A 23173-nucleotide genomic window follows, 5' to 3' on the forward strand; every position below is an offset into this window, starting at 1 on the left:
AAAGTTTAGTGATTATTGTTTTCTACTGAATATGAATGGCGCTACTTAACCATTTGAACCGATATCCACTCCGCGACTAAAGCCGGGGTATCAATACCTTCTATTTCAATGGTCACTTCGGTAGAAATACGATATTGCCCTGGTTTTTTTTCTTCAATAGACAGGGTTTTAGCATGCGCACGAATGCGACTATTTACGGTAACCGGCTGTAAGAATCTCACTTTGTCAAAACCTGCATTGAGTCCCATATAGAAACCATCAATAATCACGCTAAATTCTTCAGCAAAATGCGATAACATAGATAAGGATAAAAATCCGTGGGCGATAGTCGAGCCAAAAGGTGTCGCTTTTGCCTTTTCTTCATCGACGTGAATGAATTGATGATCTAGAGTACAGTCAGCAAATTGATTTATTTGCTGTTGATTGATTTGATGCCACTCAGTTGGCGCGGCTTGATGACCGATGTAATTAGCTATGTCGTTACGATTAATCACTGTTGGCATGTTCCCTTCCTCTTTTGCTTACGCAATACAATCCATGAATGAAATTTAAGCGATTACTCATGCTAATTGGGCTTTATGAATTAAACAAATGAATAGTTTTGATACTTAGATATTCTCGTGGCGAATAGGTTAAGGTGAATGATAGGTTTTACAGGCATAAAAAAAGCATTACACTAAATTGTAGTAATGCTTTGATTAATATATTTAAAATATCACGACTCTGGCTAAGTTTACTTAGCAGCAGTGTCGAGTTATATCTGTAATAGAATTAAAACCATTCACTCTGCATATCGAAACTGGTGCTGTCGGTATTAATCAAAATGTTTGACCATAAATAAATTTCTGGCAATTCGAAGCGATAGAAGTATTGTGCAGCTTGCAACTTACCTTGATAAAAATGTACATCAGTTTGATGTGGTTTTTCAGACAGCGCTTTTGTTGCCACAATACTTTGCTTTAACCACAACCACGCAATAATCACATGACCAAATAACTCAAGGTATTTAACCGAGTTAGCTAATGCCAAATCGATATTCTTGGTCGCCATCGCACTTAATACTGCTTCGGTCGTGGTCGTTAAAGTGTCAACCGCCTGGCTCAATTGGGTGGTGAACTCTTGCAAACTTGGATATGACTTGGCCTCTTCTATGGTTTTCATCATTTCATTTATTGTCGCTTTAAACCCCTCCATCTTATTCATTGGCACTTTACGGGTGATTAAATCCAAAGATTGGATCCCTGTGGTACCTTCATGAATTGGATTAAGACGATTATCGCGATAAAACATTTCAACAGGATGCTCATTAATATAACCGTGGCCGCCCATCACCTGAATAGCAAGTGAATTAGCTTTAGGGCCATATTCTGATGGCCAGGTTTTAATGATTGGTGTTAAGAAATCTAAAAGTGTATGCGCGTATTGTCGCTGTGCTTGCGTATCTGCAGTGTGTGAATCGTCACTTAATTGCGTACCATATAGTACTAAAGCCATAGACCCTTCGGCATAAGCTTTTTGTGCCAATAGCATGCGTTTAACATCAGCGTGTTCAATAATGTTGACCATTGGCGACAATGGGTCTTTGCATGATGGTAGCCTGCCTTGAGGACGGTTTTTAGCGTAATCTACAGAGTATTGATACCCTGCTACAGCGATGACAGCCGCACCAGTACCGACCATAATGCGGGCTTCGTTCATCATATGGAACATGTACTTAAGGCCACAATGTTCTTCACCAACGAGGTAACCCACTGAACCGTTTTGCTCACCAAAACTCAGTGCTGTTGAGGTTTGTGCGCGGCCACCCATTTTATGAAACAGCCCAGCTAATGCCACTTCGTTGTCGGCTCCAATAGAGCCGTCGTCATTGAGTAAAAACTTAGGCACGACAAACAGCGAAATACCTTTAACCCCTTTTGGCGCACCTTGAATACGTGCCAATACCAGATGAACAATGTTTTCACTTAAGTCGTGATCGCCACCCGAAATATAGATTTTACTGCCACTAATACGATAAGTACCATCATCTGCTTTTACCGCCTTAGTGATCAAATCGCCTAGCCCAGAACCACTTCCCGGTTCTGTCATTGCCATCGTGCCCATAAAGCGGCCTTCGCGCATGGGTTTCACCCAAGTATTGATAAGCTCTTCGCTACCATGTGCTTGCAACAAATTTGCATTGGCGGTGGTGAGCATGTTGTAACCCATACCCACGCCGCCAGCAACACTTAAAAACGCACCTGCGGCACTAGCTATGATGGGTGGTAGTTGCATGCCGCCTAAGTCGTAATCGGCAGTAGCCGAACCAATACCCGATTCAATGACCGCAGAGATTGCAGTTTTAAGTTCAGGCAGAATATGGACTTTTTTACCGTCAAAGGTCGGTTGGTCAGTATCTAGCTTTTGTCGAATAGGAAGAAAATGTTTTTCAGCAATCGTTTTAGCTGTGTTTATCACTTCATTAAACGTTTGACGGTCATGATCTTGGTAACGTTCACGGCTGGTTAACCCTTCACTGTCAAACAGTTCGTACAGCATAAACTCTAGATCGCGTTCATTCATTAATGTTGCTGGCATAATATTCTCTTCTTATCTTGTAAAAACTCAAACCAATGGCAATAGACAAATTAACCACAAGTTAGAATGCAGACACACCACCGGCGACTGCGATACATTGTCCTGTCATATAGGTGTTACCAGGCGACAACATCATTAGCATTACGGCGACGATTTCTTTAGGCTCACCTAAGCGGTTCATGGGAGTGCCGCGCGCCATTTTCTTTTGCTTTTCTTCATCCGCAAAATTGGTGACCATGGGCGTTAACGTAAAGAAGGGACAAATAGCATTAATACGGATGTTGTCACGGCCATATTCAACTGCACCAGTTTTGGTTAATCCAATGACCGCATGTTTTGCCATAGAATAAGCACTACCTCTTGCAGCACCACCCAATCCGGCCATCGAACTGACATTTAAGATTGCACCCTCACCTTGTTTAAGCATTTGCGTAATTTGATGGCGCATACCAAATTGAACACCTTTAACGTTAATGGCAAATTGGCTGTCTAAAATTGACTCATCAATCATGTGCAGTGGCATAAATTCATGGGCAATACCGGCATTGTTAACCCCAATATCAACGCGACCAAAATACTCAAGCGCGGTATCGACCATCGCTTTACAAGACTCATCTTTAGATACATCGCACTTCATCGCGACCACTTCAGCGCCTGTGGCAGCAATCTCATCGGCCACTTTATGTACCCCAGCTTCGTTAATGTCACTAATCACGAGCTTGGCACCACGTTTGGCCAACTCTTGTGAAAGTAATTTACCAAATCCTTGTGCTGCGCCGGTGATAACGGCAACCTTGCCGGTAAAATCTAATAATGGATCCATGCGAGTAACTCCTGTAATAGAGGGTCTTGTTGTATTATTTTTATGATTATTTGGCGCTGAGTATTACTTGTAATGCCATTTGTGCCAGAGGTTCAACAAATGAGCCGACTTTGTTAGCGTGTTCATTTGAGGCATTTCCCTGTGCTGCGCGTTTAGCAACACCTTGAGCAATAGCCGCTAAACGGAAAAAACTAAAGGCAAGGTAAAATGCCCAGTTATCAATGCGCTCAATACCCATTCTTTGACAATATTGCGCGACATATTCATCTTCAGTAGGAATACCTAAACTGGCACGATCAATATCTTTTAAACCATCGATGGTGCCCATGCCCGCAGGCATACGCAATTGCATACATTGGTATGCTAAATCAGCAAATGGGTGGCCTAATGTAGAGAGTTCCCAATCAAGCACCGCTATTACATGCGGACTGTCTTTAGCGAACATCATATTGTCTAAACGAAAATCACCATGCACTAAACATACTCTGCCATCATCATTTGGTATGTTTGCCTCAAGCCATTCAATAAGCTGGTGCATTGCCGGAATGGGTTGAAGTTCTGTCACGTTATATTGTGATACCCAACGGCCCAATTGACGTTCAAAATAATTACCGGCTTTGCCATAATCGCTTAAGCCAACGGCATCAACATCAACACGATGCAATGCTGCTAATACTCTATTCATCTCGGAGTACATGGCACCGCGGCGCTCATTTGAGTCAATGTCTGCTAATGATGCACTCCAATATACGGAACCATCGCAAAACTCCATCAGATAGAACATTGAACCAATAATGTTAATGTCTTCACATAGGTGATACACCTTGGCTACAGGCACATCGCTGTCTTTAAGTGCATTAAGAACACGGTATTCACGGTCTACAGCGTGAGCAGATTTTAATAACTTGCCTGGCGGTTGACGACGCAGTACGTACACCCCAGATTGTGCAGTGACTTTATAAGTAGGATTAGATTGACCACCTGAGAATTTCTCAAGTGTAACTGGCCCAATAAAGCCTTCGACATGTTGCTGTAAATAAGCACTAAGCTGCTCATTATCAATAGAAAATGTATGTGGCATTTAGCAATACTCTTATTGTTAGATTAATGTCACTGATAAACTAATGACTCAATATTCCAGCCATTATGTTAGATGAAATTAACAGGCCGACACGCCCCAGCAAATGCCGGCCTGTTAAGTGATTATTGTGTGATTTTTTTGACTAAATCACGACCCAGTTGCATCATGTGTACCTGATCCGGACCATCCGCTAACCTAAGTGTTCGCTGACCTGCCCACGCATGTGCTAGAAATGTATCCTGGCTGACACCCACAGCACCGTGGCATTGAATGGCACGGTCAATCACATCAAGTGACATACTAGGTGCAACAATTTTAATCATCGCAATTAAGTCTTTAGCGGCTTTATTGCCTTCTGTGTCCATTTTTTGCGCTGCTTTTAAGGTCATTAAACGCGCTTGTTCAATCTGGCAAGCAGATTTGGCAATATCTTCACGAACAGATTGTTGCTTAATCATTGGTTGTCCAAAAACGATTCGTTCGCTGACTCGTTTGCACATTAAATCTAATGCGCGCTGGGCAACACCCACTGAGCGCATACAATGATGGATGCGCCCAGGACCTAAACGACCTTGGGCAATTTCAAAGCCTTTACCTTCAGCAACAATAATATTACTTACTGGTACACGCACATCGGTAAAGATGACTTCAGCATGGCCTTCAGGAGAATCGTTATAGCCAAATACTTGCATTGGCCTAACCATATTGACGCCGGGGGTATTCATTGGCACAAGCACTTGAGATTGCTGAATATAACGGTTGGTATTTTCTGGGTCAGTTTTGCCCATAACAATCATTATTTCGCATTGTTTACGACACGCACCACTAATGTAAAACTTGCGGCCGTTAATGACATACTCGTCACCATCACGCACTATGCTTAACTCGATATTAGTTGCATCACTCGATGCGACATCGGGTTCTGTCATGGCAAATGCCGAACGAATCTTGCCTTCAAGCAGTGGCTCTAACCATTGCTTTTTTTGTGTTTCACTGCCGTATTTTGCTAACACTTCCATGTTGCCTGTGTCCGGTGCGGCGCAATTAAACACTTCTGATGCCCACATCACTTTTCCCATAATTTCGGCTAATGGTGCATATTCTAAATTGGTTAAACCGCCACTGTACTTACCATAAGCAACAGGCAAAAATAGATTCCATAAGCCTTGCGCTTTAGCTTTAGCTTTAAGCTCTTCCAATAACGGTGGTGTTGACCATGGGTCTTGGGCAACTTGTTGATGCATTTTATCTTCGTTTGGATAAACATGTTCATCCATAAACAGGCTGACTTGGTTGATTAACCCTTGAACTTTTTCACTGTATTCAAAATTCATATCATGTCCTTTTACTGAGTCTTAGTGCGTAATAAGTGACGCTAATGGTTAGCTAGCTAAGCGACATTAAAGACTTTTTGTTAAACGGCTTAATCTCATTAATCGCATTGGTTTTAATTTTATTCACCCATTGCGGATCAACCAATAACGCACGTCCAATACCGACTAAATCAAATTCATCGTTATTTAAACGCACTAATAATTCATCAATACCTGTTGGATTTGAGGTGCCAGACAAATCGGCATTCCCTTCGCCAATAAAATCATTGTCTAGGCCAACATTACCCACTGTAATCACGGGTTTTTGGGTCAGCTTTTTAGTCCAACCAGCAAGATTTAAATCAGAGTCTTCAAATTCTGGTATCCAAAAACGACGGGTACTCGCATGAAAAATATCAACCCCTGCATCACTTAGTAAGCCTAAAAAGATGGCTAACTCTTCAGGAGTTTTACAGAGTTTTGCACTGTAATCTTGCTGTTTCCACTGAGAAAAACGGAAAATAATAGTAAAGTCATCGCCCACTGCAGCACGGATTGCTTTAACGATTTCAACACCAAAACGGGTTCGGTTTTCAAGTGAGCCACCGTATTGGTCGTCACGTTGGTTAGTGCCTTCCCAGAAAAATTGATCCACTAAGTAGCCATGAGCACCATGTATTTCAATCGCATCAAAACCAATATTTTTTGCATCAAGTGCTGCTTGCGCAAATGAAGCAACCACTTCATCAATATCAGCTTGTGACATGGCAACCCCATTTGATGCGCCAGGTTTATATAAACCTGATGGACTGTAGGCAGGCATTTCTTTGTCTGGTCCTACTCCTGGTTTTCTAACCGCGCCAACATGCCAAAGCTGTGGGGCAATTTTGCCACCGGCTGCGTGCACTTCATCAACAACATGTTTCCAACCAGCTAAGGCTTGTTCACCAAAAATGGCCGGCACATTTTCATAACCGTTAGCCGCTTTATGTGAAATAAAAGTGCCTTCGGTAATAATTAAACCGACATCACCTTCAGCACGACGGCGGTAATAAGCGGCCACTTCTGCATTGGGGATATAGTTTGGCGAAAAGGCGCGGGTCATCGGCGCCATTACTGTTTTGTTTTTAAGCGATAACGATTTAGTTGAAAACGATTCAAATAGCTTGTTGATACTGGTATTTTGAGTGCTCGCCATCATAAATTCCTATGCGTGATATTCATTTTTAGTTTTTGTTTTAAAGAGTTAGCCAATCAAATAACCACCGTCGACATTAATCGCCGTACCCGTGGTATAACTTGATGCATTTGATGCAAGATACAAAACTGTACCTGCCATTTCGTCAGGCTGTGCCACACGTTTCATTGGTACGTGGTACATCATCTGCTTTAAAATGGCTGGGTTATCAACCAGTGCTGATGCAAATTTGGTGTCAGTGCCACCTGGAAGTAAAGCGTTAACTCGAATGTTAAATTGGGCACATTCTTTTGCGAAAGCTTGAGTCATGGATATCACCGCGGCTTTGGTGACTGAATAAATACCTTGATAATCACCAGGGATAACACCATTGACTGAAGCCACATTAACAATTGAACCGCCGCCACTGGCTTTCATTAATTTGGCGCCTTGAGTCGACATAAAAAAGTAACCGCGAATGTTTACATCAACCGTTTTTTGAAAAGCCGCTAAGTCGGTATCGATAATGTGGCCGAAATAAGGATTCGCAGCAGCATTATTAACTAGGATATCTAACTTGCCATGTTGCTGTGTAATTGCGGCAAAAATTGAGTCTATTTGATCTAACTCACCGATATGACATGCAATAGCTTGAGCACTGCCTCCTGCTTTTACTATTTCATCAACAACAGCTTGGCAGGCATCTAATTTACGGCTTGATACAATGACATGCGCTCCATATTGCGCTAACGTTTTAGCCACACTTTCACCAATACCGCGGCTAGCACCTGTTACTAATGCAACCTTCCCTGTTAAATCAAATAAATTAGCAGTATTCATTTTTTTTCCTTAGTGTATTGGTTTTTCCAACTGCATCAGTTTCGAAGCATTGAAATGTGGAAGAAAATTATCTAAAGGTAATCCACTCATCGCCCATTATTTCTAAGTGGCTGTAGTTATTAAAGTAATCGACACTTAACATGTTTTCAGAAAACAACAATTTAGTGACGCTGGTGTTTCTAGTTTGTTGGTTTATCGCCAGAGTTTGCTCATCACTTAGTTTCAATATGTGTTGCATTATTGTCGAAATAGTACCGCCAGATGTGAACACTAAAATATCTTTAGGTTGTTTTACAGGGTTTGTGTTGTCAGTGATTACGCGTTTTGTTGCCAACTCTTGTTCAATAATATTCTGTAATGCACGAATACAACGGCTTTTAAACTGCGGCCAACTTTCTTTATATTCCAAATCATGATTACCGCTCATCCAACGAGTTAATGCCTGATAAAATTCTTTATGGAGTACTTTATTGGGTTCGTCAAACTGTTGAAGCTTTGCATTTTTTTCCGCAAAGTGATGCCATTCGCCATTAAATTTTTGCAAAATATCAACATGGTCAAATTCATTAAAACCAGAGTGGATAACCATCGGCGTGGTATTGATTTCTAACCCCTTTGCAAAATGGCTTAGCGTTTGACCATGACGTAATAAATCACCGCAATAAAATTTGCTTGGCTGAACTCTTTTGCGCCAATAGTTTCCAAGCAAGCTAGCTTGCTCACAACCTTTGTCTGACAATTGATCATAATCAGTACTGCCAAAAGAAGCTTGTCCGTGTCTAATCAAATATATCGCAGCCATTAAGTGTCTCTAACGTTATAAAAATCATGACTTGAACAACAAGGTGTTAGGTACTGCTAATAATTGAAACCAGTTACACGCGCGTTGTCGTTTAGATCCTGCACATTCACTACAGTGATTGCTTACAACAATTGAGTTGAATTATTTACCAGATCCGAATCTACTTGACTATGCTAATCCCAAGTTCTAAATTGAACAAATGAATAGTTCTAATATCCTACTATTAACTATTTAAATAGTAGGATATTAAAAAATACATATTGGATAAGCACTGTATTGGGCTTAATTCAATGGAGTGAGTATGAAAATTGATTTGAATTTGTTTGTGGTTTTTGATGCTATTTATTGTGAAGGTAATATTACTAAAGCAGCATCAGTATTGAACCTATCGCAACCAGCAGTTAGCCACTCATTAGGAAAATTGCGCAATCATTTCGATGACCCCTTATTTATCCGCCAGGGTAACGAGATGCGTCCGACTCCTGTGGCAAAAAATGTGATTGATGATGTACGTGAAGCTCTACATCAATTACAAGTATGCCTAGTTCAATCAAGACAATTTGAACCGCTTACCTCACGTAAAAGTTTTTCATTGTCACTTCACGGCTCGTTAGAACCTTACTATTTGCCCATTCTACAAGAAAGCTTATCGTTAGAATCTCCTGCTATTCATCTCAACAGTAATAAACGTGTCAATCGCAGTGAATTAGAAAACAAATTAGCCAGTGGCGATATCGATTTAGCTATCGATGCATTGATCCCTGTGAGTAATAATATTCGCCACACTCAGCTTCAAAGCGATAAGTTGGTTGTCGTGGCCCGTAAACAGCACCCTGCACTAAGCACAACCCTTGATTTGGAGACCTACTTAACACTTGATCATGTATTGGTATCATCTCGTTCGACGGGACCTGGTTTAGAAGACTTTGAATTATCAAGAATGGGACATCATCGCCGTATTTCTTTACGTTGCCAACAAGCATTATCAGCATGTAAAGTCATATTAAACAATGATATGTTGTTAACATTACCTAAAACAGCTGCAATGATGTATAGCGAAATGTTAGATATTGCAATACATCCAATGCCAGTTGAATTGCCTGAAATTGGCATACATTTATATTGGCATGTGAATGTTGATAAAGAACCCGCAAATAAATGGTTAAGAAATAAAATGATTATTGCCGCGTCTAATTCCGTAAAACGATAATACGGAATAGTAAAAAAGACATCGCAATTGTGATGTCTTTTCGTTTTCATTAAAGCGATTAAATACAGTTATCGAGCGGTAATTTTTTAATCGATTTTGATACTTTTCGAACTTGGGATTGGTAATTTAATATTCAAAGCCACGCTCATTCTTATCAGCATTTTAACTGGACTGATTGGCTTACTGAGATAATCAACACCTCCTGCCTCGAACGCTTGAATTTCGAAAATAAGATCTTTGTAACCTGAGATAAAAATGACAGGAATATTAGCGAACTTTTTCTCTGATTTAATTTTTTTACAGAGATCGAACCCTGAAATATCTGGTAAATCAACGTCTAACAAAATAATATCAAAATCATGCAATTTAAGTAAGTTATAACCATCTTCAGCCGTTTCAGCAACAAAAACAGTCATGGTTGATTCGAGCATCGTCGTCATGACTTCAATTGACGAGCTCTCATCATCAATAATTAATACTTGAGCTAGCTTTTCTGTATTCATTAATAATCTCTATTGCACTGTTATTTTAATGGGTAAAAAAATGTCTTTTTTACTGTGCTTTTTAATATAATCAAGCATTTTAGCTTTCGATATGGCTTGCGAGTAATAATAACCTTGCGCAAAACCACAGTGTTGATCTTTCAAAAAAGAAACTTGTGATTCGGTCTCAACACCTTCGCATATAATCTTTAATTTGAGATTTTTTACCAAAGAGATAATGGTATTCAGTAAGGTTTGATCTTCAATATTCGCTGAATGTATGTCATCAATAAACGTTTTATCAATTTTGACGGTTTCAAATTTGAATTTTTTTAACGAGTAGATTGACGAATAACCGGTGCCAAAATCATCAAGCATTAATCTAAAACCACACTCGACTAGGCGAGCAATGTTAACAACCACAAACTGATTGTTTTCGAAAATCAATGTCTCGGTAATTTCAATTTTTAATAAGGGTACAAATTGCGGAAATCTCAGCGCAATCATTTCAAGTTGTTTAATAATGACTTCAGAAAGCAGCTGATACGATGATAAATTAATTGATATTGGGATCATTATACCATGAGATTCTAGCATCCTAAGTTGAGTAATCACCTGTTTTATCATAGTGACACCTAAACCTATCAACAATACATCTTGCTCAATAGAAGGCATAAAATAACTGGGTGGTAAAATCTCGTTGTTGTCATTACAGTAACGCGCCAATGCTTCAAACGAGACTAATTCGCCAGAGTCAACATCATGGATAGGCTGAAAATAAGGAATAATCTTTTTATCCGCTAATGCTTTTTCGACAATTTTAATGATTTTTTGATGTTTATCTTCGGTTTTTTTATGGTTTAAATCAAAGAAGGCAAAGTTATTGCGGCCATTTTGTTTAGCTATGTACATAGCACTATCAGCAGCCTTTAAAAGGTATTCTTGGTCTACAGCATCATCGGGATATACAGATACACCAATGCTACAAGTACAGGTGTAAAGTAATTCATGTAATGTATAAGGCTTAGATAACTCATTGATAGCTCTTAACGCAATATGTTCAAAACATTCAATATCTTCATCTGACTGAATCACGGCGACAAATTCATCACCACCGACTCGAGCAACTAAATCTTGTTTTTTAAAGCAACCAGTTAAACGTTCACTTACATGTTTAAGTAATAAATCACCGTAATCATGACCATACTCATCGTTTAAATATTTAAAACGATCTAAATCAATATAAAACACACACAATTTTTCACCGAGTCGTTGAGCAGAATCATACATGTCTTTGAATCTTTCATTAAAACTCATCCGATTAGATAAACCGGTTAAACTGTCGGTGTAAGCTGCTTTAGACAAAGATTGTTCAATAGATACCTGCTGTGTCACATCATCTAATATATGTAAATATTGCTTTTCTTTCGTTTCTTCATCAAAAATCACATTGATATGAACTTTGCAGCAGATGATCTCAGGCTCACCATTAGGGTACATTCTGATGCATTCTAAACGCTCACTGATGTCATCGCGTTCAGTGTCTAACGTCGAAAGTAGTTTTTGTAATTTAGTGTGTGAATCCGCGGTATATATCATACCGTCATTCTTACCCATTACCTCTTTAAATGAACGACTTAACAAATTAATAAAACTCGGGTTTACCGATACAATATTGTGTTGATGATCAGTAATGTATATCGCCTGAGTCGAGTACATATACACACTGCGATAAAGGTTAAAGTCTTTATTTAGAGAGTGATAACTGTCTAATGGGAAAAAACAAAAGTTGTACGTCTGGGTTTCATTCCCCAGGGAATCAATGTCTTTAACACTTTTTAAATTAGCCACAAAGTGCTTAACCGCACCATTACAAACAATTTTTAACTCTATGTAATCTTTATCTTTATTTGTTACCCAGGCAAGAAAGTTCGACACATTAGAATTGACTAAAGCCGTTAAGACGATTCTTTTTTCGCCCATAGGCGTCATCGTCAACGCACGGCCAAACATGTTTCTAGCAACATCATTAAAGCCAACTATCTCAAGCTTATGTGTTGTCGTAATACATGGGATACCAATTCCGTTATATCGCTCCAAAACCTCTCCTTAATATTTACACTAATCATCACTGACTTAAATAAATTGATGTTTAAATCTACATCCTTAAAATACGCATATATTTAATACTTGCGTATTTTATGTTGCATTATTCTGCAGCAAAGAGTGTCACTAACATTTTCTTTGGCAAACCGGTGGTATCGTCAAGTTCATACACGGTATGATTTGCATACACATTCATTAAATCATTACTGTCTTTCGGCTTAATAGCATATTTTCCTGGGATACATTCCCCCACGGTTGAGCGAGAGACTTTATCGACTATGCCTTTAAACGCAATCGCATCTTTAGTATTAAATAATGTAAATAACTTTTCATTAGCTAATGCGTTGATAACGACTTCTGAATACCCCAGTAGTTTTTGGAAAGCGGCATTAATGTATTCAATCTGAAGCTTGTCGATATCTAATACAAACGATGCCGTGAGGGTGTTGTTTAATAGATATGTAATGGTGTCTTTATAAACAACTTGTTCTTTTTCTTTCATTACCGAGCTAGTAATATCGCGTATAGTCCCCATTACTCGGGTGGCTTGCTTTAAATCATTGAAAGAAACAACAGCCTCTAACGACATTATTGTGATATTCCGATTTACATCCAGTGCTTCAAAAATAAAAGGTTGAGTTGCTTTATTGTGCAATAAATTGGTTAATTGTTCTTCTAGACGGCTTCGATATTCACCAGACGCTAAACCGATGAAAGCTTCATACGAAGGATGAAAAACATCTTTATCTAAACCAAAGAGTTCATAACAACCATTACTCCACTCGAGTTTACGAGTAGCGAGATCCCAAAACCATGAACCCATTTGAGCAGATTTTTCAGCTTCATATTGCAACGTATTGGAATGTTCTAAATCAATTTTGAGTCTATCTAATTCAATCCGTTGATGTTCGCGTTCTTCATAAGCCATGCGCAATTCAGCATAGGCCGTTTGTAATTCTTCGTTGGTAGATTGTAATTCTTCGTTCGTGGTTTCAAGCTCTTCGTTTGAACTTTGTAATTCTTCGTTTGAGCTTTGCAGTTCTTCATTCATGGACTGCATTTCCTCGTTAGAGGTCTCTAGCTCTTCAATAACATTTTGTAATTGTTCTTTTGTTTTTGCTAACAATCGTTGCTGCTCAAGCGCAATAGCTTGATTTGAAGTATCTTGCTTATCAGTAGTGAGCAACGGAATATTTTCAGGCTGTTCAATTTGCGAAAAAATTAGGGTTAAACTGCCTAGCGGCCCTTCTCTCTCAATCGTCATTAAAATCAACTTAACCCAAACATTCTCGCCATTTAACTTAAATGATTGGTAACCTGTATCTGCAATTTTTTGACCGTTTTGGATGTTATGAAACGCACTACGTAAATCGATTGATAACTGCGGATGTAGATTTTTAAAAATATTATTGGACGGTAAGCCTGTTGGACGAACCAACAATACATTATCACCTTGAGTAAAGATGATATCTTGGTTCTCATTTAATAATATTGCATTAGGTAGTACATACTCACGCAAGGTATCTACAATAATCTTTGTAAGTTCAGTATCCACTTTAGTGCGATTATGTTGTGAAGCGAGTAACGGCTTTAGCTCTTTCATATTGTTTGTTGATAAGCTTATACCTCGAGTCGTTTTACGCTCCGGTGGTAATTGTTTACCCACAAAAAGAGTTTCATAAATTTTACCAGTTTTAGACAGAGGCCTATATTGCTCTTGAAACACACCAATAGATTCAGACTGTCCAAGCATTAATAACCCTTTAGGATTTAACGCATAATGGAACATTGGCAATATTTGACGTTGAAGCTCTACGGTAAAATAAATCATCAAGTTTCGACAAGTAATCAAATCAAGACGTAAAAATGGTGGATCGTTGTTAACGTCATGAACTGAAAATATGACTTTTGATTTAATAGGCTTAATCAATTCATATTGTTCGCTATTGAGCAAAAAATATTTGTTTTTAATTGTGCGAGGAATAAAATTTAACGCGGTTTCAGGATAAACCCCTAGGCGAGCAAAATTAATCGAATTTTGATCAATATCAGTGGCAAAAATTTGAATCTTATATTCATCAATCTTGTCACCGAGGATCTCACTTAAAATAATCGCCAGCGTGTAGGGTTCTTCACCCGTTGAGCAAGCAACGCACCAAAACCGTAACGATTTATTAGACTTATTTTGAATGTAGTTAGCTAATTCGCGTTGTAAATTATCAAAAGCACGTGGATCTCTGAAAAATGACGTGACACCAATTAACATGTCGTTAAATAAGTAATTGATTTCCTCTTTATTATCTTGCAGATGCGCCAAATAGTCAGCGGAATGATGGATTTTTAAAGACGTCATACGACGTTCAATTCTGCGTAAAATAGTGTTTTCTTTATAAAGCGAAAAGTCGACATTACGGCGTGCTTTTAATTGCTTAATAATACCCTGATAGGTTTCACGCGGCATGGTGCCGTCATTATCAATACCGGTATTTCTGGGGAAATGAATTATATTCTTTAATTCATGTCCTATTTCAGTCGCTTGCAAAATAAGGTCAACGTGACCTGAGTTTATCGCGGAATTTGGCATACCATCATACTTAGCATCATGAGGGTCTTGTACAATACCAAAGCCATTTTCACCTTTAATGGCGCGTATACCTCGACTGCCATCGGTTCCGGTTCCCGATAACACAACACCAATAGCAAAATCATTTTTATGTTCAGCAATCGACTCAAATAACATATCAACAGATGGACGTGGCGTGTGCCTCACATCGGGATAACTTAATAATTTAATTCTGTCGTTTGCAGTGATTTCAATGTTTGAATTGGGTGGGCAAATGTACACTTTATTGGGTTCTATTGGTGCATTATCGATTGCCGTTACTACTGAAATCGTCGATTCTTTTTCGAGCAATTCTGTCATCATACTTTTATAAGAAGGTGACAAATGTTGCGCAACAACCAAAGCCATACCACTGTCAGTCGGCATATTGGACAAAAGCGATTGAAGCGCTTCAAGACCACCGGCACTGGCGCCGACACCGACCACGATTAATTTTGGTGGTTGATTATTGGTGCTAGTTTTTAAATCCGGTTTTTGCTCTTCTGACATTCAATAAACTCCATTTTTAATGTAGTACTTTCTTCGACATTGTACGTAAAGCAATATAATACAAAGAAATAAATAATATGTAATATGAAAAAGTTGTTATATCACTTTGGATATATAAAGCGGTGAAAGGTGTTTTATTACAAGTATAAGTTGATGATTAATATCATCAATACTGCTTTCACCCTTTTGCTCAAAATCGTCTATTGCCTTGATTAATCCTATCGCGCCGATATTAGCCGCGGCACTTTTTAACTTATGAAAAAACCTATGTTGTTCTGATAAAGTCATCACTTGAGCCTGATTAGACGCAAGGGTCATAACATACGGTTTATAAACACGAACAAATGCGTTTAATACACGTAAATAAGCTGCCTCACCTACCCATTCGTACACTCCACCACGAAGGTCAAATGATGAGTGTTTTGCTAATTGTGCTATCGATTGCACTAATTGCTGATCATCTGAAACGTTGGCAGTTTGTTGGTGGTTTATTGTCGATGAATCAGCATGTGGCATCCAAGACGAGATAATGGCATTAATGAGATCATGGCTTTCTACTGGTTTGTGTAAAAAGGAATTAAACAAGGCTTTCACATCGGTAGAATCGATATCAAGTTCAGTATCGCCAGTTAAAGCAATAATGATAAGTGTTTCAGAAGGGAATTGTTGCCTAATTATCTGAGTAGCAGAAATGCCGTCGAGAATGGGCATTTGAATATCCATTAACACAATATCGTATTTTTTTTGTTGAATGAGCTCTATTGCCTTTTTTCCGTCGTCAACACAATCAAGGGATAAGCCGACATTTTGTAAAACTGCTTTTATTACAAATTGTTGAGTTAAGCTGTCATCGGCAAGTAAAATACTCGGACAGCCAAAACGTTCAATCACATTAGCTAACTCAACTTGAACATCGGCATTTTCATACTCAATCATATGTTGGCAAGGTATCGGTTAAACATGGTATATGGTCACATCCTATTAACTTTTTATTATAATAACATCATAAAACCATACTATATGATTATTATGTTAAAAATAACTGCAAAGTAAAAAATATAACGTTTTCTGATCGTGTTTAATAGAACCGAAATTAAAATATAAATATTCAGTATAAAATGAAAGAACGTTATTATCGCCCTTCCATTTTAGCTTCAGCTAGCTGATGTGTTTTTCAAAAAATGTGATGGTTCGTTGCCAGGCAAGGTCTGCATTTGCTTCATCAAACCGTGCGGTTGAATCATTATGAAAACCATGGTTAGCTTTCGGGTACATAAGCATTTGATATGGTGCTTTGATGGCTATTAAATCTTGCTCATATTCTGGCCATGTATCATTAACACGTTGATCAAGTTCTGCTAATTGTACTAATAGTGGTGCTTTAATATTTGCTCTAAGCTCTTTTGCAGCAGGAGTACCATAGAAAGGCACACCAGCTTGAATGAGATCAGGTTTTACTGCCGCAAGGTAATTAACTATATATCCACCAAAGCAAAATCCTACCGCGCCCACTTTACCGTTACTTTGTTTATGGGCTTTTATAAATTGAGTCGCGGCAACAAAATCTTGCTCTATTTTACTGCGGTCTAATCCACTTTGCATTTTACGACCATCGTCATCATTACCAGGATATCCACCCAACGGATACAGAGCGTCTGGAGCAAACGCAATAAACCCAGCTTTTGCTAATCGTCTGGCTACATCTTCAATATAAGGATTTAGTCCTCGGTTTTCATGAACAACCAAGACAACAGGTAATGGACCTTGCTTATTGAGTGGCTCGACTAAATAACCTCGACCTTTTCCATGACCAAGTGGCGAATCAAACTCTTCGTAAGTGGCTTTAATATCAGCATCATTAAAAGAGACTTGCTCTGCCAGTGCATAGTTTGGCAGTAAAGCCGATGTGAGCACACTCATCGAATAACCAAGCGCAACTAACGAGCCCAGTTTAGCGATAAAGGTTCTGCGGTCCATTCCGCCATGCGCATATGAGTCATACCAATCAAACGCTTCTTGCGGAATTGTGTTGAATTTATCTTGTTGCATAAGTTCCCTCTACTTTAGTTATGGTAAGTCGAACATAGTAAGTAAAACAATAACGTAAGTGTAATACGAAGATAAGATACTTTACGTTCAATACTGAAAACGATTTCGAGTTTGCGATGGATTCTCAGCAAATAATTGTGTGTAGTCTTTAGTGAACTGTCCATGATGCCAAAACCCCCAATTAGCTGCAATCACTGCAATGGGCTTATCTTGCAATGGTTTTTTAAGTTCTCGCCTGACGTTATTGAGGCGGGTTAAGCGTAAAAAGCGCAATGGATTAATGCCTAAAATTGACTCGAAACTGTATTGTAAGGTGCGCCGACTCACATGAGTATGCTCACACAACTGGGTGATGGTTATCGCCTGATGTGGATGTTGATGAATGTAGTCTTTTACTTTTTCTACAACGTCGAACCTATGATGATAACTTGGCGCAATATGTTGGTTGGCCTGGTTATCAACTAACAATGTTAGTACCAGGGTGCTGAGAATATCTTGTTGTAATTGAGTGCAAAGGCCTAACCCATTGTGACTAATAAGCTGTTCAATGGTTAATCTTGCTTGATTTAACACCGCTGGGATTACCACTTGACGTGCATTATCTTGCGTCATACTGTGTTTGAGTTTAATCCCTTGGATTTCTGCCATCGAAAAAAGCATGTCACGGTTAATCACTACACCATAAATAGTAAACTCTTCTGGAGTGATTAACTCAAAATCACAATCACTACCACGGCACATAAATTGATGAGACTCGACTTGTAGGCCATTTATTTTACTGTCTGAAGATAATGCAGGAATACCAAGCCATATCGAATCTGGAGCAATATTGCACTGCTGTCTGAGCGCTCGCAGAGTAAATTCTTTAAATAAATGTGAGTCTGGATAATTAATCCCTTCTATACATCCATAAAACTGACCATTACTGGTTTGATCATAAATTTGCTGCCATGACGTTAAATTATGAGCCTGCTCATCAACATCAGTCGTTTGCACTATGCACTTTTGTGGTGCGTCATGCTCGGTGTCGTGCTGCATTTGGACCTCCTCAACTTACACTTTACGGTTAACGCTTAACAAGATTTGACAAAAACCTAACAGTATCTAATTGAAAATAAACATCAAAATGACTTTTGCCAAAATTTGATAGTCAGTTGGTACGCTTTAAGCTGCACTAAACATCAAAGTAATTGGATCAATCATCATCCGAGCAAAAGCTATACCAAAACATAAAGCATTGAGGTTAAGAATGGGTCACGCTTATCGCTACACATTAGGTAGTCAAACTTATCAATTTGCCAACTTGGCTGAACTTATGGCGAAAGCCACGCCGCAGCGCTCTGGCGATCGTTTAGCGGGCGTGATTGCACACTCAGCTAAAGAGCGAGCTGTAGCCCAGATGACCTTGGCAGATTTACCATTAAAAACCTTTTTGAATGAAGCCATAATTCCTTACGAACAAGATGAAGTTACCAGATTGATCCTTGATGACCATGACAGTAATGCTTTTAGTCATATTAGCCACCTAACTGTTGGCGATTTTCGTAATTGGTTATTAAGCGATTATGTAACGCCAGAGATTCTGGCCACGGTGAAAATGGGGATTACCCCAGAGATGGCAGCAGCTGTGTGCAAGATTATGCGCAATCAAGATTTGATATTGGTTGCCAAGAAGTGTCATGTAACAAGCGCATTTCGAAATACTATCGGCTTACCGGGTCACCTCTCTACCCGCTTACAACCTAATCACCCTACGGATGATGTAAACGGTATTGCAGCCTCAATGTTAGACGGTTTGCTCTATGGCAATGGCGATGCCGTTATCGGTATTAATCCGGCTACCGATAACGTAGCGCAAGCTATTAAATTAATGAAATTAATGGATGATGTTATCCAAAAATATCAAATCCCGACTCAAAGCTGTGTTCTCACACATGTAACCAACACCATTGAATGTATTGAAGCCGGCGCACCGGTTGATTTAGTGTTTCAATCAATCGGCGGTACAGAAGCCACCAATAGCAGTTTTGGATTTAATTTAAATACCTTAGCCGAAGCTCAACAAGCTGCACTGAGCCTTAATCGTGGTTCTGTTGGCCAAAACGTCATGTATTTTGAAACTGGTCAAGGCAGTTCATTGTCAGCCAATGCTCACCATGGCTTAGATCAACAAACCTGTGAAGCGCGAGCTTATGCTGTTGCACGTAAGTTTAATCCATTACTAGTTAATACCGTGGTGGGATTTATCGGCCCTGAATACCTGTTTGATGGTAAAGAAATCACGCGCGCAGGATTAGAAGATCACTTTTGCGGTAAATTGCTCGGAGTGCCCATGGGTTGCGATGTGTGCTACACCAACCACGCTGAAGCAGACCAAAATGACATGGATAACCTGCTCACGTTACTCGGCGTCGCGGGATGTTCGTTTGTGATGGGGATTCCAGGTTCAGACGACATTATGCTCAATTATCAAACGACCTCTTTTCACGATGCCCTCTATGTTCGCCGCGTATTAGGCTCACGCCCATCGCCTGAGTTTGAGCAATGGTTAACTCGCATGAACATAATGCAAGATACGTCCAACACCATTTTATCAACCGCTTTACCCAGCGCGTTTGTCAAACCATTACGTGCGTTACAAGGGGGCTGCTAATGAAATCAACTTCATCACCTCAAACGCTCAAAACCACTATAAACTCAGACAAGTTAACAAACGGGGCAGTAATTGATAATCCATGGCGCGATTTACGCCAATTTACCGATGCACGAATTGGGCTTGGTCGTGCTGGAATCAGCTTGCCAACATCAGAATTACTGGCGTTTCAATTGTCGCACGCCGAAGCTCGTGATGCCGTTAACTTACCATTAGATATTAGTGCCTTAACCCAGCAGCTTAATGCGATCCCGTTACTAGCAAACGCTACACCGGCATTTGTTGTCGTCAGTCAGGCACATGATCGGGTGACCTATTTACAACGCCCAGATTTGGGCCGGAAACTAGCTGATGCGAGTCGTCTCTTATTAGTAAAACACCTCAATCAGGGCCAAGCTGCAACGCCACAATTTGATTTGGCCATTGTCGTCGTAGATGGCTTATCGTCTTTAGCCGTTCAAAGTCATGCAAAACCGTTTATTCATGCATTGTTAACTCGGCTCAACCAACAACAAAAAACACTTACCCTCGCCCCTATTACAATCGTTGAACAAGGCCGTGTAGCCATTGGTGACGATATTGGAGAAATATTTAACGCCCAAATAGTCATAGTGCTTATTGGCGAGCGCCCCGGCTTAAGTTCGCCAGATAGCCTTGGCTTATATATGACCTGGGCCCCTAAAACTGGGTTAACAGACGCTTATCGTAATTGTATTTCTAATATTCGTCCGGCGGGCCTCAGCTTCAATGAAGCCGCCAAAAAGGCTGAATACTTAATAAATGAAGCCAGAAAACGCCAACTTACAGGAGTAAACCTTAAAGATCGCACTCAAGATGATGTGATCGAAAATCAACAACAAACAACTAACTTTTTAACTGCAGAATAATAATACACCTGGAGAAAGATCATGTCAGATAACCAAGAGTATCTTGCCAAACGGCAATTAAAGGGCGGCACCGCAGGCTGGATTTTACTAGCTGGCTTAGGCGTGTCATATGTCATTTCAGGCGATTTCGCAGGTTGGAATTTCGGTATCGCCGAAGCTGGTTGGGGTGGCTTTGCCATTGCCGCTATCTTAATGGCAGTGATGTATTTAACGTTAGTCCTTTCATTGGCAGAAATGTCAGCGGCAATCCCCGCTGCGGGTGGCGGATACAGCTTTGCACGTCAAGCCATGGGACCTGCTGGTGGCTATTTGACGGGGTTAGCAGTATTAATTGAATACGCCCTAGCACCTGCTGCCATTGTTATTTTTATTGGTTCTGCGGTACAAGAACTGCTTGGCTTTAATGGCCCTTGGGTTTATGCGATGTTTTATTTAGTGTTTGTTGGCATCCACTTAGCGGGTGTTGGCGAGGCTCTAAAAGTGATGATGGTGATCAGTGGTTTAGCGGTACTGGCCATTATCGCCACGGCGGTGGTACTCGTGGCTAACTTTGATGCCAATAATTTATACGATGTTGCCGTTACCGATGCTGCGGGTGCCAGTGAGTTTTTACCATTAGGCTGGTACGGTGTGTGGGCAGCATTACCCTTTGCCATGTGGTTATTTTTGGCGGTTGAAGGTGTGCCTTTAGCTGCAGAAGAAGCTAAAAACCCAGCCAAAGATGTGCCTAAAGGCATTATTGGTGCAATGATATTCTTATTATTTACCGCTTTGATGGTTGTGGTATTAGTACCTGGCGTAGGCGGTGCTGCAGCAATGGGTGCAAGTGCAGTACCTTTAGTTGATGCCTTAAAAGTGACCGGCAATGAGAGCTTAGCCACCATAGTCAACATTCTCGGTTTAGCAGGCTTAGTCGCCTCATTTTTCTCGATTATTTATGGCTATAGTCGCCTAGTATTTGCGTTATCTCGTGCTGGTTATTTACCTCGCGCGTTATCGATTACCACCTCGCGTAAAGTCCCTGCTCGTGCGCTAATTGTCCCTGCAATATTTGGCTTTATTGCATCACTTAGCGGTGAAGGTGATTTAATGTTAGCGATGGCCGTTGTTGGCGCCACCGTGTCTTATGCATTAATGGCTTTAAGTCATATTTTACTGCGCATTAAACAACCTGAGTTAGCTCGCCCTTATAAAACACCTGGCGGCGTTGTCACCTCTGGCATTGCCTTGGTATTGTCATTAATTGCACTGACCGGCGTTTATGCATTTGATCCGCGTGCATTCTTGTTCACTGTGGGCTTGTTTGTGATTGGTGCGGCATATTACTTTGGCTACAGTTCAAAACGTCTGGTCGCTAAAAATGCTGAAGAAGAATTTGCTATGCTCGCAGCTGCAGAATCTGATCTTTCGATTGCAAACTAAATTTATGGCATAAATAAGCCCTGTTAATTCAGGGCTTATTATTAACTGATGAGATCGCTAGGCGTTATCATCTCAAGACTTACTTACCCCAAGGATTACTTGGGTCGGATGATACAGCTCGGCTTGGTTTAGATGAACTATCGCCATCACGGCGGTATGAATTCGATGATTGGCCTGCACGGTTATCATAACCAGAATTCTTTCTATTACCTTGTGGTTTACCTGAACCTCTTGGTCTGCCTGCATTACGGTTAGCTTCAAAGTTTTCTGCTGCTAGCTCGTGCATTCTTGCGATGGACTCAAAGGTTAACTCCATTGGCTTACGCGGCATAATACCTGCTGCAAAACCACGTTCACGCGGTTTAAGGTCAAACTGCTCACCCACGGCTTTAGGCATACGCTTATAGCGATAAAGGTAAAAATGTTCCACTTTCTCTCTGGCCCATTCGGTTTTTTTTAAAAACTTAAGGCAACCTTCAATAGATGGATTCAAGTTGAAACATTCAAGTTTTAATGCCGCGTATAAAATTTTCCAATCGTAACATTCAACCAGCTCAGTAATTAATGTCTCAAGCTTAAGTCCATGTAACGGATTGTTTTGTTGTTCTTCTACCATGGGTATTTCCAATTCTGTCTTGT

At 40.0% G+C, this 23173-nt stretch carries 19 protein-coding genes; 4 read left to right on the forward strand and 15 right to left on the reverse strand.

Annotated features, from left to right (window positions below; genetic code table 11):
* Positions 1–41: 41 nt before the first annotated feature.
* The 8 genes from IEY40_RS02425 to IEY40_RS02460 all read right to left on the reverse strand — a co-directional run bounded on the left by IEY40_RS02425 (position 42) and on the right by IEY40_RS02460 (position 8613).
* Positions 42–503: a MaoC family dehydratase gene (locus IEY40_RS02425; RefSeq protein ID WP_188952967.1), complete on the reverse strand. Its 462-nt coding sequence runs from the start codon at positions 501–503 to the stop codon at positions 42–44.
* Between the two features lie 268 nt (positions 504–771).
* Positions 772–2577: an acyl-CoA dehydrogenase gene (locus IEY40_RS02430; RefSeq protein ID WP_188952969.1), complete on the reverse strand. Its 1806-nt coding sequence runs from the start codon at positions 2575–2577 to the stop codon at positions 772–774.
* 61 nt (positions 2578–2638) lie between these two features.
* Positions 2639–3400 carry an SDR family NAD(P)-dependent oxidoreductase gene (locus IEY40_RS02435; RefSeq protein ID WP_188952971.1) on the reverse strand — a complete coding sequence of 254 codons (762 nt, stop codon included), beginning with the start codon at positions 3398–3400 and terminating at the stop codon, positions 2639–2641.
* 46 nt (positions 3401–3446) lie between these two features.
* Entirely contained in the window at positions 3447–4481 is a 1035-nt protein-coding gene (locus tag IEY40_RS02440) for a phosphotransferase family protein (RefSeq protein ID WP_188952973.1), read from the reverse strand.
* A 122-nt stretch (positions 4482–4603) separates the two neighbouring features.
* Positions 4604–5815, reverse strand: a complete 1212-nt coding sequence (locus IEY40_RS02445) for an acyl-CoA dehydrogenase family protein (RefSeq protein WP_188952975.1) — start codon at positions 5813–5815, stop codon at positions 4604–4606.
* 52 nt (positions 5816–5867) lie between these two features.
* A complete protein-coding gene (locus IEY40_RS02450) occupies positions 5868–6992 on the reverse strand; it encodes an NADH:flavin oxidoreductase (protein ID WP_188953477.1) in 1125 nt (374 codons plus the stop codon).
* Positions 6993–7040: 48 nt separating this feature from the next.
* Entirely contained in the window at positions 7041–7811 is a 771-nt protein-coding gene (locus tag IEY40_RS02455) for an SDR family oxidoreductase (protein ID WP_188952977.1), read from the reverse strand.
* 67 nt (positions 7812–7878) lie between these two features.
* Positions 7879–8613: a histidine phosphatase family protein gene (locus tag IEY40_RS02460; protein ID WP_188952979.1), complete on the reverse strand. Its 735-nt coding sequence runs from the start codon at positions 8611–8613 to the stop codon at positions 7879–7881.
* Between the two features lie 301 nt (positions 8614–8914).
* Here IEY40_RS02460 and IEY40_RS02465 point away from each other — a divergent pair, with 301 nt between their 5' ends.
* Positions 8915–9823: a LysR family transcriptional regulator gene (locus IEY40_RS02465; RefSeq protein ID WP_188952981.1), complete on the forward strand. Its 909-nt coding sequence runs from the start codon at positions 8915–8917 to the stop codon at positions 9821–9823.
* 86 nt (positions 9824–9909) lie between these two features.
* Here IEY40_RS02465 and IEY40_RS02470 read toward each other — a convergent pair whose 3' ends face one another.
* The 6 genes from IEY40_RS02470 to IEY40_RS02495 form a co-directional block, all read right to left on the reverse strand.
* Entirely contained in the window at positions 9910–10326 is a 417-nt protein-coding gene (locus IEY40_RS02470) for a response regulator (RefSeq protein ID WP_188952983.1), read from the reverse strand.
* 9 nt (positions 10327–10335) lie between these two features.
* Entirely contained in the window at positions 10336–12405 is a 2070-nt protein-coding gene (locus tag IEY40_RS02475) for a GGDEF and EAL domain-containing protein (RefSeq protein WP_188952985.1), read from the reverse strand.
* 109 nt (positions 12406–12514) lie between these two features.
* Positions 12515–15523, reverse strand: a complete 3009-nt coding sequence (locus IEY40_RS02480; protein WP_188952987.1) for a chemotaxis protein CheB — start codon at positions 15521–15523, stop codon at positions 12515–12517.
* 96 nt (positions 15524–15619) lie between these two features.
* On the reverse strand, positions 15620–16459 hold the full coding sequence (locus tag IEY40_RS02485) for a response regulator (protein WP_188952989.1): 840 nt from the start codon (positions 16457–16459) through the stop codon (positions 15620–15622).
* Between the two features lie 222 nt (positions 16460–16681).
* On the reverse strand, positions 16682–17572 hold the full coding sequence (locus tag IEY40_RS02490; protein ID WP_188952991.1) for a dienelactone hydrolase family protein: 891 nt from the start codon (positions 17570–17572) through the stop codon (positions 16682–16684).
* A gap of 87 nt (positions 17573–17659) precedes the next feature.
* On the reverse strand, positions 17660–18610 hold the full coding sequence (locus IEY40_RS02495) for a helix-turn-helix domain-containing protein (RefSeq protein ID WP_188952993.1): 951 nt from the start codon (positions 18608–18610) through the stop codon (positions 17660–17662).
* A 211-nt stretch (positions 18611–18821) separates the two neighbouring features.
* Between IEY40_RS02495 and IEY40_RS02500 the strand changes: the two genes are divergently transcribed.
* From IEY40_RS02500 to eat, 3 genes are read left to right on the forward strand one after another with little or no spacing between them, the layout of a single operon-like run.
* Complete coding sequence (locus IEY40_RS02500; RefSeq protein ID WP_188952995.1) at positions 18822–20225, forward strand: ethanolamine ammonia-lyase subunit EutB; 1404 nt, start codon at positions 18822–18824, stop codon at positions 20223–20225.
* Entirely contained in the window at positions 20225–21112 is an 888-nt protein-coding gene (gene eutC, locus IEY40_RS02505; RefSeq protein WP_188952997.1) for an ethanolamine ammonia-lyase subunit EutC, read from the forward strand. Before IEY40_RS02500 ends, eutC begins: the two co-directional genes overlap by 1 nt.
* 21 nt (positions 21113–21133) lie before the next feature.
* Positions 21134–22534, forward strand: coding sequence for an ethanolamine permease (eat, locus tag IEY40_RS02510; protein WP_188952999.1), 1401 nt, complete (start codon positions 21134–21136; stop codon positions 22532–22534).
* 79 nt (positions 22535–22613) lie between these two features.
* Here the strand turns inward: eat and IEY40_RS02515 are convergent, their stop codons facing one another.
* Positions 22614–23150, reverse strand: coding sequence for a VF530 family protein (locus tag IEY40_RS02515; protein WP_188953001.1), 537 nt, complete (start codon positions 23148–23150; stop codon positions 22614–22616).
* Between the last annotated feature and the right edge of the window lie 23 nt (positions 23151–23173).

This window comes from Shewanella ulleungensis, from assembly GCF_014648315.1.
GTDB lineage: Bacteria > Pseudomonadota > Gammaproteobacteria > Enterobacterales > Shewanellaceae > Shewanella > Shewanella ulleungensis.